Genomic DNA, 11,927 nt, shown 5'->3' on the forward strand with positions numbered 1-11,927 from the left:
AAAGGGATTTCAAGTAATATGAGTTTACAGCTAATTAGAGGTGGTGTTCATATGTTGACAAATGAACGATATGAATTGATTTTAAATTTATTGACTGAGAAAAAGACAGTTAAAATTCAAGAGTTAGTCGATGCGACATCCGCGTCAGAGTCAACAATTCGCAGGGATTTGAACGATCTCGAAGACTTAAATAAATTGGATCGTATCCATGGAGGCGCTACAATAAGCGAGCGAATCACAAAAGAACTTAGTATTTCGGATAAAGCATCCAAAAACCTTCAAGAGAAGATTCAGCTTGCTACTTATGCCGCTTCTTTTGTCCAAGATGGGGATTGTATTTTTCTTGATGCAGGGACTACCACTTTGCAGATGATTCCTTATTTAAAGAATAAAAAAGTGACCGTTGTGACGAATGGATTGACACATGTTGATTCATTGATGGAATACGAAATAACGACTTATTTGACGGGTGGCTATATAAAATCCCGCACGCGTGCCCTTGTGGGACCTCAAACAATCCAGACGCTTGGCGACTATCAGTTTGACAAATGCTTTCTTGGCGTCAACGGATTCCATTTGGAAATCGGCTATACAACGCCAGATCCAGAAGAAGCCGCTGTTAAAAGGCTTGCTTCTACACTCTCGAGAAAAACATATGTCGTGACGGATCATTCAAAATATAACAAAGTAAGTTTTGCTACTATTATGCCACTCGATAAAGCCGTATTGATAGTAAGTGATTTCGAAAAACAAGCTATCAACTTATTGGAGCAAAAAACAACAGTAAAGGTGGGGAAATCATGATTTATACGTGCACAATCACACCCTCGCTTGATTATACTACCTATTTACCCGAATTCAGGAGCGGTAAACTGAACCGTTCTAAAGATGTATATTACTATCCCGGGGGAAAGGGAATAAACGTGTCACGTGTGTTAAGCCGATTAGAAGTTAGCAACATCGCTTTAGGTTTTGTAGGTGGGTTCACAGGTGACTATATTCAACAATCTCTACAGTCAGAAGGGGTTCATACGGACTTTATCCAAACTGAAGAAATTACGCGCATCAATGTGAAAATCAAAGCCGATAAAGAAACAGAGTTAAATGGTCCTGGTCCTGATATAACACTAGAACAGCAACAGCAATTGATGGCGAAAGTGCAGAACATGGAAAAAGGTGATTGGTTCGTTCTTGCAGGCCGTCTTCCTGAATCAATAGCGAAAACTTTTTTCGAGGATATCGCAACTATCTGCAATGACAATGGCGTACATTTCGTTCTTGATACATCGGGTCCTGCATTAAAAGGATTGATTGACATGAAGCCATTTCTTATTAAACCAAACGAACAGGAGCTTGGTGAATTGTTCGATACGGTAATAGAAAACAAACAGCAAGCACACCATTACGCTAAGAAACTTATTGAAAAAGGCGTCGAACATGTCATCGTTTCCATGGGGGGGGAAGGGGCACTGCTCGTTACGAAAGAGGTTGCTGTTTTTGCGGAAGCGCCAAAAGGGAAAGTTGTGAATACGGTGGGGGCTGGTGATTCACTTGTATCCGGGTTTCTTGCATCCTTCACGAAAGAGGGGGATTCAGTTAAGGCATTCCGATCGGGTGTTGCAAGCGGAAGTGCAACAGCTTTTAGAGTGGATCTTTGTGAGAAAAAAGATGTACTAGCATTGCTGGACCAAGTATTGATTAGTTCATTAGATAAGGGGGATGTGAAATGATGAAAATCACACAATTATTAACTGAAGCTACAATTATTTTGGATGTGAAAGCTACATCTAAACAGGATGTATTGACAGAACTGATAAATCAGTTCGATCGTGCAGGAAATTTGAATAATACAGGGGCATTTACACAAGATATTTTGGCCCGAGAAGAGCAAGGGACGACGGGAATCGGCGATGGAATTGCGATTCCACATGCGAAATCAGCAGCTGTTAAGGTGCCGGGAATCGCATTTGGACGTTCTTTACCAGGTATCGACTACGCATCGCTGGACGGCCAGCCGGCTCATCTGTTTTTCATGATTGCTGCGAGCGAAGGAGCAAATAACGACCATTTGGAAGCGCTATCAAGACTAGCTACATTTTTGATGGATTCAAACTTTAGAGAAAAAATTCTAAATGCTACGTCAAAAAATGAAATTCTACAAGCGGTCAATGACAAGGAAATCGAGTTGGAAGGACCTGAAGAGATAGATGAATCAAAATCATCACTTTCACCTACATCGAAAATACTTGCTGTTACTGCGTGTCCAACGGGAATAGCGCATACCTACATGGCGGCACAAAAACTAACTGACAAAGCGAAAGAAATGGGCATTTCATTGAAAGTGGAAACGAACGGTTCGTCTGGCGTGAAAAACCGTTTGACAGACGCGGATATTGCGGAAGCGGATGCCATTATTGTTGCCGCAGATACCAAAGTTGAAATGGCTCGGTTTAGCGGTAAGCCGGTCATACAGACGAAAGTCGGCAAGGCAATCTATGAAACGGAAGAATTGTTGAATCGTGCAATCATTAAAGACGCACCAATCTACAAACATGATAAGTCTAAAGAGGATAGTGACACTTCCGAAACCAAAAACGGTTTTTATAAACATTTAATGAATGGTGTGTCCAATATGCTACCGTTTGTTGTTGGTGGCGGAATTTTAATTGCATTATCGTTCTTCTGGGGTATAAATTCAAGTGATCCGAATAGTGCAGATTACAATGCATTCGCAGCAATGCTAAATACAATAGGCGGTGGAAATGCATTCTTCTTGATGGTTCCTGTATTAGCAGGATTCATCGCGTCGAGTATCGCGGACCGCCCCGGATTTGCTCCAGGTATGGTCGGTGGATTAATCGCGATTACGGTTACAGGTGTTGACGGTGTCAGCGGGGGCTCTGGATTTCTAGGCGGAATCATTGCCGGTTTCCTAGCAGGGTATGTAACAGTTCTTGTTAAAAAAGCATTTGCGGCATTACCCGATGCACTTGAAGGATTAAAACCGGTGTTGTTCTATCCAGTGTTCGGTATTGCGATTACTGGACTCATTATGATGATGATCAATCCTCCTTTGACTAAATTATATACGGGTATGTCAGTATTTTTAGAAGGGCTTGGTGGAACAAACCAGGTACTAGTCGGTATATTATTAGGTGCGATGATGGCAATTGACATGGGTGGGCCGATTAATAAAGCCGCATACACATTCGGTATTGCGATGCTCGATGCACAGAACTTCGGATTCATTGCGACGGTTATGGCAGCGGGGATGGTACCGCCACTAGGCATGGCAATTGCCACGACATTGTTCAAAAAACGATTTACAAAACAAGAGCGTGAAGCGGGGAAAACGGCTTATGTCCTTGGGGCTTGTTTTATAACGGAGGGTGTCATTCCGTTTGCGGCGGCAGACCCGGCACGTGTTATTCCAGCATCGGTAGCTGGAGCTGCATTGACTGGTGGGCTTACAATGCTATTTGATATTGGGTTACGTGCACCGCATGGTGGCGTATTCGTTATGGGGCTTGTCGATGGTGGTATTGGAAAAGTATTGCTATATGCATTGGCGATAGTCGCTGGGGCCATGGTTACAGGTTTACTTGCGGGAATATTGAAGAAGAACAAAATACAGGCGATATAAAAATAGAGAGAGCTGTCCAAAAAGTCATTCGCAGATGGCTATAGGCGGAGCTCTCTTTTTTTTACAAGTAAACGCCTAGTCATTTACATGTATAGGCAATGCGCAACAGTGGAACACTCTCTGTAAAGCGGAGGTGTGAACTTTGGATGACTTTTTTGAAGTGGACTTTTGGGAAATGATTATGAGGGTGACGGTTACATTTTTTGTCCTCCTTATACTTGCACGATTTATGGGGAAAAAACAAATTTCTCAACTGACGTTTTTCCATTACGTAACCGGTATTACGATAGGCTCCATAGCGGGAGAAATCGCGGGAGTATCCAAAACTCCACTTTTGGATGGACTCATAGCAATGATTTGGTGGACATTCCTGACGATGCTCATGAGCTACATTGCATTTAAATCTAAAAAGGCACGGATAATTCTTGATGATCAGCCTACTATCGTTGTATATGAAGGGAAAATAGTTGAAGCTTCCTTGAAGAAGTTGCGTCTCCATCTAAATGACTTAAGTATGATGCTGCGTGAACAAAGTATTTTTTCAATTAAAGATGTTCATTATGCGATACTTGAAACAAATGGACAGTTAAGTGTCTTAAAAAAAGCAGGGCAAGAGGCCGCAACGAAAAAAGATGTAAATGCTCCTGCACAGGTGCCTAAATATATACCGACTGAAGTAATAGCGGAAGGGAAAATTACACCTAAGAATTTAACGGAGCTAAATTTGACGCAAGAATGGTTGTACGAGCAATTGAAAAAACAGGGTATTGGCAATGTAGAACATGTATTTTATGCCGAGGTTCAAACAGATGGAAGTCTTCACGTAGATATGAAGTCCGAAGATGGAAAATAAGGAAAAGCGTTGCGAAAAGGATAGAACTTTTCGCAACGCTTTTCAATGGAGTGTTCTATAATTAGTGGACAGCACACATAAGAGCAGATACTCCCGACTCAATTGCTGCTTTACTGACTGCCTGTGTAACGGCTTTTACAACTCTTTCATCAAAAGGATCAGGAACAATATAATCATCGCGTAACTCGGATTCATTGATCAATGATGCAATAGCATAAGTCGCAGCCAGCTTCATACTTTCATTTATTTCTGTTGCCCGGACATCCAGTGCCCCTCGGAAAATACCAGGAAACGCGAGCACATTGTTCACTTGATTTGGATAATCGGATCTGCCGGTCGCTATGATGCGAACTCCATATGCTTTTGCCAAAGCAGGCGCGATTTCAGGGTCTGGATTGGCCAAAGCAAAGACAATCGGGTCGATGCTCATGGAGTCGATAAGTTCCTTCGTCAATAAATTAGCAGCAGAAACACCTATGAATATGTCAGCATCCGTCATAGCAATTTGTAACGAGCCTGTTAAGTCGTTAGGATTTGTAATCTCAGCAATTTCATCTTTAGTGGCATTCATGCCATTGGGGCGACCTTTGTAAATAATGCCTTTTGAATCACAGATGACAATCTGCTCAAATCCAATATTCTTGAGATGTTTCACTATTGCAATACCTGCAGCACCGGCACCATTGATCACTATTTTAACTGTCTCCATACTTTTATTAACTACCTTTAGAGCATTTAATAAACCTGCGCCAACGACGATTGCAGTACCATGCTGATCATCATGGAATACAGGGATATCACACTCTTCACGTAATCTTTTTTCAATTTCAAAGCAGCGCGGGGCGGATATATCTTCCAAATTGATCCCGCCAAATGTCGGGCTGATGGCTTTAATTGTTTGAACGATGATATCAACATCTTTAGTACCTAGGCAGATTGGAAACGAGTCAATGTTAGCGTATCTCTTTAACAGCATCGCTTTCCCTTCCATTACCGGAAGTGCTGCTTCGGGTCCTATATCACCTAAGCCTAACACGGCAGTTCCATCTGTAATTACTGCCACTAGATTCCCTTTGATTGTATAGTCGTATACCGCATAGGGGTTTTTTGCGATTTCTAAACACGGATCTGCTACTCCTGGAGAATAAGCTAGGCTGAGATCTACACTGTTTTCAAGCGGGACCTTCGATACAGTTTCCATTTTTCCTGTATGAATACGATGCATTTCTAAAGAAGATTGATAACGACTCGTCATTAAATATACCCCATTCCACTTCGTATTTTTTAACTGTTGTTATAAATTTTTACCATGAACTCGAAAAAAACACAAGTCAGAAAATTCAACACAGTTAGATAACTAAGGAGATGTAGCGCTTACATTAGCTTTGTTGCAACGTTTAAGATTAATATATTTTATTTTGATGAAAATCAGTAATACGCTCAAAATAACAAATTCACTATATATATTGAATTAAAGATTCCCATTGAATCTACTGTGGTGCTCAATAATGAGAGAGTTGTAATTCGGGGTGTGGATTGTAGAACGCTTGGTGCTTTAGGGATACCTTCCGCCGTAAGCCGGGATTAGCGCTTCGCATCCAGTCTTACGGCTTCGGCGACCCCTTTGCCGCGCCTGCACTAGGTTGTTCATTACCGAGAGAAATGTGATTTTGAGATGTATATGCTGAGATTATAATGTGATTACTAGTTGATACTACTTATAGTCAAGAAAGATGCACTCCAGGTTGCAGATTTCATCCCTGAAAATGAAATGCGCTTTCTTACATAGACCATCTAGCGAAGGCGCGTCTTCGTGGTAGCCGGAGCGATAAGACTGAAAGTGGTCTTCTTTCTGGCTTATCGCGGGAGGCATCCACAAAGCGTCGAAGCGGTATTAGGGGGAATTCTAATTCATTCCAATTACAAGGGCTTTTTCAGTGGCCTCCCAAAAGCCCTTGTAAAGCGCATACGCCGTATTCATTTGTTCAACATATATAGACTTCAATCAAGTGAGAAATGGAGCGAAGAGGGAGGAAAAGTATACATATTATCACGTCTGTTGATTAACGAAAAAGCTGCGTAGGACGCGACAAAGTCGCATCCTACGCAGCAAGAAATTCTGATGATTGTATAGTAGTCGTTCAGTTCAATGCAATCCGAAGCACCTGTACATAGAGTAACTAGTGTTTTATCAAAAAAGTAAGCAGTCATCTGTTTAACCTATTTAGAAAATAGGTGTTTCGCGCTTTTGATACAAGGTAAGAAAGTATAAGTTTATCTACATGGATTGGTGTCTAGACTTCAGACGCCAGCCCCTCGAGTCGCTTCAGAATTGTCGGGGCTAAAACGGCGTCTTGCGCTTTTCCTTACTCAAATTATTTCCCATTCACGTTCTTTAGCTATAGCTTTTAAGCGGGGTTCAGGTCGAACGGCGACTGGGTTCCCGACAAGTTCTAGAACAGACAAATCGGAAAAACTATCTCCGTAGGCGAAACTATTTTGCCAGTCGATTTCTTTTCCTTGTAGTACTTCTTGAATCTTCTCGTTTTTTCGAGGACCTTGTATATGATAGATTGGCGTCCGCTTATCGGTTTTGCCCTCCTTCATAGGAATTTCGGTACCGATGATGGTGTCGAACTGCAACTCCTTTGTGACGGATTGCAAAAGGGACGTGTAGGCACCAGAAACAAGCATTATATGTATGTTTTCAGCAGCATGCTCTTTTAAACGTGTGATGACTTCAGGATTAAAACCTTCTCGTACCCGATCGGTCAATTCCCCGAAATAGGCATCTAATTCTGTAATGGACATTTGCCCAAGCGCATTCAAGTAGATTTGCATAGAACGTTCTTTCATCTTGGCTTCTGGAACCAGTTTTAACTTGTGTCCGATATAAGGTGGAAGGATGGCCCGATAAAATCGTTTGTAGTTTGGATGATGGACGGGGTGGTATCTTAAATGGTTCATTAGTAGTTGAAAAGTTTCATCTGAATACAGTGTTCCATCAAAATCGAATATCGCAACTCGCATAAAAATCCCCTTTTTCCTGCTATTTGTAATTAATTCCTTGATTTTATCATACAGCGTTTGTAATGTAGAGGCAATTTGAGGATAATAAGAAGTGAGAGCGAGGAGTTTATTAATTATGAAAAAAAATCATAAGAATTCAGCAAGCAGAAAAGAAGATACATCCGTTTATACAGTGAAAGAACCCATGGAGTTATTACCCTTTCTATTGGAAATGATGTCTAAAAGTAGCCGCAACTCGGTGAAATCTATACTGACACGTGGACAGGTCACGGTGAATGGCAAGATGGTAACGCAACATAATCATCCACTTCAGGCTGGACAACATGTTGAAATCCTTAAAAATCGAGCGGCGATGAAAGAAGAGACGTTGGTCGGTGTCACTATCTTGCATGAAGATGACGATATCATTGTTATTAATAAAGAAGCAGGTCTGCTATCAGTCGCTTCTAAAAATCCGGAAGACATGACCGCTTACAGACAGCTAATGGACTATGTAAAAGAAACCAATCCAAGAAACCGAGTTTATGTCGTTCACCGCCTTGATAGAGATACATCGGGTGTGATGTTGTTCGCGAAAAATGAAGAAGTGAAAAATGGATTGCAAGCTGCGTGGAATGAAGTCGTGAAAGAACGTACGTATACGGCACTTGTTGAGGGTGCTGTTAGAAAAAAAGAAGGTACGATTTCATCATGGCTTAAGGAAAGTAAAACATTCAAAGTATACTCAAATCCAACTGATAATGGTGGGCAACATGCTGTAACACATTACAAAAAGCTCCAGTCGAATAGTAACTACTCGTTACTTGAAGTTCAACTGGAAACAGGTCGTAAAAATCAGATTCGCGTTCATATGGAAGACATTGGTCACCCAATTGTTGGTGATAAAAAGTACGGATCTAGCGTTAACCCGATTAAACGGATCGGCCTTCATGCTACGGCATTGGCACTTTTACATCCGCGTACTGGAGAACTCGTCCGTTTCAAAGCGGATGTGCCATCTTCACTAATTTCGAAGTCAAAATGATCGGTTGGTGTGTTCATGAAAATTATATCTTATGATGATTTACAACAAGCTGAGATGGTTCTTTCATTTGGTAAGCAAAAATTGACTGTTTCCGTCTTTATGATAGACGGGTTATTAATTGATACTGGACCAGCTAAAATGAAAGCAAAACTCATACCTTTGTTTGAGCAGTGGGATATAACTAAAGTGATCTTAACGCACCACCACGAAGATCATACGGGATTGGCATATTGGCTTCAAGAAAATACGGAATTCCCGATTTACATTCATGAATCGGGAATTAAAGACTGTGAAAATTGTACAAAGTTGCCTTTTTATCGTAAAGTTTTTTGGGGAGATAGAGAACCGTTCCAACCGATTGAATTGAATGACACGATTACAACAGATAACTACAATTGGGATGTCATTCATACACCTGGTCACGCACATGATCATGTTGCGTTGTTTAATCAGGAAAAAGGTTGGATGTTTGGCGGTGATCTGTATATACAACCGACTCCGAAAAGTTTGTTTGCCTTTGAATCTGTTCCGGAAATTATTACATCATTAAAGAAAATATTGACGTATGATTTTGAAACGTATATTTGCTCCCATGCAGGGGTAAAAGTTAGAGGTAGACAGGCGATTGAGAAAAAGTTGGATTATTTGGAGGGCGTACAACAAGAAGTTCAATCGCTCAATAATCAAGGAATGACTTCGCATGCAATAAGAAAAAAACTATTTCCCAAAAGTCATCCGATGCATTACTTATCCTTCTTTGAAAATTCACCAAAACATATCGTCAACTCGATTTTAAAATGACTTGCAGGCATTGCAATTAGTGGGTGTTAATAAGAAAATCAGGTGCATACTAGAATTCTAGTGTGCACCTGATTTTTTTGATTATTGAAGCGTGTTATTTGGCATTCCGGGTTGACCTTGTGAAGAGGCGAACGAATTCAATAATTGTTGCATATCTTGTGCGGCAAGCTGTGGCACTTGGTAATAATGATGTTTGTTTTGGTAAATCGCCAGTTCATAAGCCATTTCTATACAGTTAGGTACAGAGTCAGCAAGTACGCGACGAACAACGGGGTTACATGTTTCGGTTGCAGCCATCGTTTTCATCGATGCTCCAGCCTTTGCGGAGCCTAGTAAAAAGCCTGAAATGATTTCATCCGATATGTCTGCCACGGACTGCATCGGTTTTTTCGGTTGAGACGGTTTCATACCATATACGAAGTCATTACCTTGTTTCATCTCATACCTTCCTGTAGGATGCGATGGATTTTGTCCAGTTTTGAAACATTCAACTGTAATGTTATATTCATCTAAAGCAAAGCGGTATTGGCGATCCAAAATGTCAAGTAACTCGGGATCTTTCACATGTGTTCGTAATAGCATTGCTTGGTTCAGACATGCGACAGTCCCAGATAATGCCTCGTGGACGTCAAATAATTCATGACCACCATGATTCAGCTGTTGCGGAACGCTTCCCGTATGCATGTTTTCGTGAGTTTGATCGTTCGATTGACCGAATGGATTTTGCGTCACTGTATAAATTCCTCCTTTATGGTTGTTGATTTTCATCAACCATAGTATGGATGATCGTGTGAAAACTATGCGTGGAAATTGTGAAATGAAAACAATATAAGCATAATCTCCTTCTAACTAAAATAGTCTAGAGTAGAGGACATTTTTATTTATGAAAGGCAGATGATAGGTATGCAGATTCATGTGGTTCAAAATGGTCAAAGTTTATATGGAATTGCCCAAGCTTATGGCATCAATTATCAAGAAATTGCACAAGCAAATGAACTACCAGATCCATCACGTATCGTTGTAGGCCAAGCGTTAGTCATACCAATTACAGGCAGCTATCACTGGGTTCAGCCAGGTCAGTCGCTTTATGTCATCGCACAAATGTACGGTTTGACAGTCAATGAGCTCGCAACAATTAATCGACTATCTCCATCCCAGAACTTACGTGTGGGACAACGTCTTTACATTCCAGCGCGACCGAAAAAAACGGCTGAGTCATTACTCTATGTGGAGCCAAGGACTCCAGTAACCGAAGTAATGATTGATGAAGTTAGACAAAGAGTCGATGCACTAACGTACTTAGCCATGTTCAGTTACGAAGCGCAGCGGGATGGGTCATTGAAAGCACCTTCGATTGATGATATACCGAATATAGCGAGTGCTGCAGGGGCGGCGAATGCACTTGTAGTAAGTAATTTGGAGAACTTTGCATTTAATGCAGATCTTGCTCATGTATTATTTACGGATCAGGCAGCACAAAATCGGTTGTTCGGCAATCTCATTCAAGTGGCTAATGAAATTGGTTATAAGGACATACATTTTGATTTTGAGTTATTACATCCAGAAGATCGTGAACTTTATAATAGTTTTCTGCGAAATGCAAGAGATCGATTCCATCAAGCCGGTTTCACAATTTCGACCGCACTTGCACCCATGACAAGTGATGTCAGAACTGGGATTTACGGGGCACATGACTATCGTGCGCATGGAGAGATTGTGGACTTTGTTTCTCTTATGACGTATGAGTGGGGCTACACATACAGCGACCCGCAAGCTGTCAGTCCAATAGGTCCTGTTCGGAATGTAGTCGAGTATGCTGTCAGTCAAATTCCGAGCGAGAAAATATTCTTGGGCCAAAATCTATACGGTTATGATTGGTCTACACCATATCCGAGTCAAGGTGGATCTGCTGCCAGAGCGATAAGCCCTCAACAGGCAATTTTGATTGCGACAGATCGAGAAGTTGATATCGAATACGACTATGTAGCGCAGGCACCCAATTTCGAGTACACGGATGATACAGGAGTACGTCATGTAGTTTGGTTTGAAGATGCACGTAGTATTCAAGCTAAATTTGACTTGATCAAACAGTTCAACTTACGCGGGATTATGTATTGGAAACTTGGTTTAGCTTTTCCACAAAACTGGTTGCTGTTGGAAGACAATTTCGCCATACGAAAAATTACTTAAAAAAAAGAACCGCTGTGCTTAAGCACTCGCGGTTCATTTTTTAAGATTAATTACTCTTTATTGATATAATTGATGAAACTCGTCAGAAACTCTACATCCGGATTGAAAAGTAAAACAGGTAGGAAAACGAAAGTCATTAATAGCATTACGTTCGCACCGATAAATGTACGGAGAATCTTTTTAAATTTCATTGTCCTAACCTTCTTTCTCCTAGTTGTAATTTTCTAATAGCTATTGACAGCTACACTGATAAGTATATGCTTCATCAATCGTTATTTGAATAACTAAATAATACTCTCTCTTCGGAAAAAAGTAAATAATTTTATTTTCCATACATAAATAGGACATAATGTTGTATAATTACTTATTCGACACTAGAAAAAAGT

At 40.9% G+C, this 11,927-nt stretch carries 11 protein-coding genes; 7 read left to right on the plus strand and 4 right to left on the minus strand.

Annotated elements, in window-relative coordinates:
* The first annotated feature begins 51 nt into the window (after window positions 1-51).
* The 4 genes from ACP8HG_RS01275 (at window position 52) to ACP8HG_RS01290 (ending at window position 4,496) form a co-directional block, all read left to right on the plus strand.
* Entirely contained in the window at window positions 52-804 is a 753-nt protein-coding gene (locus ACP8HG_RS01275) for a DeoR/GlpR family DNA-binding transcription regulator (protein WP_067213873.1), read from the plus strand.
* Window positions 801-1,730, plus strand: coding sequence for a 1-phosphofructokinase (pfkB, locus tag ACP8HG_RS01280; protein WP_438298076.1), 930 nt, complete (start codon window positions 801-803; stop codon window positions 1,728-1,730). The genes ACP8HG_RS01275 and pfkB overlap by 4 nt, the downstream gene beginning before the upstream one ends.
* Window positions 1,730-3,643: a PTS fructose transporter subunit IIABC gene (locus tag ACP8HG_RS01285; protein WP_354313785.1), complete on the plus strand. Its 1,914-nt coding sequence runs from the start codon at window positions 1,730-1,732 to the stop codon at window positions 3,641-3,643. Before pfkB ends, ACP8HG_RS01285 begins: the two co-directional genes overlap by 1 nt.
* 142 nt (window positions 3,644-3,785) lie before the next feature.
* Entirely contained in the window at window positions 3,786-4,496 is a 711-nt protein-coding gene (locus ACP8HG_RS01290; RefSeq protein WP_338653124.1) for a DUF421 domain-containing protein, read from the plus strand.
* 61 nt (window positions 4,497-4,557) lie between these two features.
* Here ACP8HG_RS01290 and ACP8HG_RS01295 read toward each other — a convergent pair whose 3' ends face one another.
* Both ACP8HG_RS01295 and ACP8HG_RS01300 read right to left on the minus strand, forming a co-directional pair.
* Window positions 4,558-5,751 carry an NAD(P)-dependent malic enzyme gene (locus tag ACP8HG_RS01295; RefSeq protein ID WP_067207040.1) on the minus strand — a complete coding sequence of 398 codons (1,194 nt, stop codon included), beginning with the start codon at window positions 5,749-5,751 and terminating at the stop codon, window positions 4,558-4,560.
* A gap of 1,115 nt (window positions 5,752-6,866) precedes the next feature.
* A complete protein-coding gene (locus ACP8HG_RS01300) occupies window positions 6,867-7,526 on the minus strand; it encodes an HAD family hydrolase (protein ID WP_338653120.1) in 660 nt (219 codons plus the stop codon).
* A gap of 115 nt (window positions 7,527-7,641) precedes the next feature.
* Between ACP8HG_RS01300 and ACP8HG_RS01305 the strand changes: the two genes are divergently transcribed.
* Complete coding sequence (locus ACP8HG_RS01305) at window positions 7,642-8,550, plus strand: RluA family pseudouridine synthase (protein WP_067207048.1); 909 nt, start codon at window positions 7,642-7,644, stop codon at window positions 8,548-8,550.
* A gap of 15 nt (window positions 8,551-8,565) precedes the next feature.
* A complete protein-coding gene (locus ACP8HG_RS01310; RefSeq protein ID WP_438298077.1) occupies window positions 8,566-9,351 on the plus strand; it encodes an MBL fold metallo-hydrolase in 786 nt (261 codons plus the stop codon).
* Window positions 9,352-9,432: 81 nt separating this feature from the next.
* Here the strand turns inward: ACP8HG_RS01310 and ACP8HG_RS01315 are convergent, their stop codons facing one another.
* Complete coding sequence (locus tag ACP8HG_RS01315) at window positions 9,433-10,083, minus strand: spore coat protein (RefSeq protein WP_370569977.1); 651 nt, start codon at window positions 10,081-10,083, stop codon at window positions 9,433-9,435.
* A 171-nt stretch (window positions 10,084-10,254) separates the two neighbouring features.
* Here ACP8HG_RS01315 and ACP8HG_RS01320 point away from each other — a divergent pair, with 171 nt between their 5' ends.
* Complete coding sequence (locus ACP8HG_RS01320; RefSeq protein ID WP_067213876.1) at window positions 10,255-11,541, plus strand: LysM peptidoglycan-binding domain-containing protein; 1,287 nt, start codon at window positions 10,255-10,257, stop codon at window positions 11,539-11,541.
* A 50-nt stretch (window positions 11,542-11,591) separates the two neighbouring features.
* Here ACP8HG_RS01320 and ACP8HG_RS01325 read toward each other — a convergent pair whose 3' ends face one another.
* Complete coding sequence (locus tag ACP8HG_RS01325) at window positions 11,592-11,732, minus strand: hypothetical protein (protein ID WP_187047139.1); 141 nt, start codon at window positions 11,730-11,732, stop codon at window positions 11,592-11,594.
* Window positions 11,733-11,927: the final 195 nt, after the last annotated feature.

Origin of the sequence: Sporosarcina sp. FA15 (assembly GCF_051550195.1) — a bacterium.
Taxonomy (GTDB): domain Bacteria; phylum Bacillota; class Bacilli; order Bacillales_A; family Planococcaceae; genus Sporosarcina; species Sporosarcina psychrophila.

Excerpts from the sequence above, each read along its gene's own strand:
- ACP8HG_RS01275 (WP_067213873.1), top strand. The coding sequence starts at position 52 with ATGTTGACAAATGAACGATATGAATTGATTTTAAATTTATTGACTGAG.
- pfkB (WP_438298076.1), top strand. The coding sequence starts at position 801 with ATGATTTATACGTGCACAATCACACCCTCGCTTGATTATACTACCTAT.
- ACP8HG_RS01285 (WP_354313785.1), top strand. The coding sequence starts at position 1,730 with ATGAAAATCACACAATTATTAACTGAAGCTACAATTATTTTGGATGTG.
- ACP8HG_RS01295 (WP_067207040.1), bottom strand. The coding sequence starts at position 5,751 with ATGACGAGTCGTTATCAATCTTCTTTAGAAATGCATCGTATTCATACA.
- ACP8HG_RS01300 (WP_338653120.1), bottom strand. The coding sequence starts at position 7,526 with ATGCGAGTTGCGATATTCGATTTTGATGGAACACTGTATTCAGATGAA.
- ACP8HG_RS01305 (WP_067207048.1), top strand. The coding sequence starts at position 7,642 with ATGAAAAAAAATCATAAGAATTCAGCAAGCAGAAAAGAAGATACATCC.
- ACP8HG_RS01310 (WP_438298077.1), top strand. The coding sequence starts at position 8,566 with ATGAAAATTATATCTTATGATGATTTACAACAAGCTGAGATGGTTCTT.
- ACP8HG_RS01320 (WP_067213876.1), top strand. The coding sequence starts at position 10,255 with ATGCAGATTCATGTGGTTCAAAATGGTCAAAGTTTATATGGAATTGCC.
- ACP8HG_RS01325 (WP_187047139.1), bottom strand. The coding sequence starts at position 11,732 with ATGAAATTTAAAAAGATTCTCCGTACATTTATCGGTGCGAACGTAATG.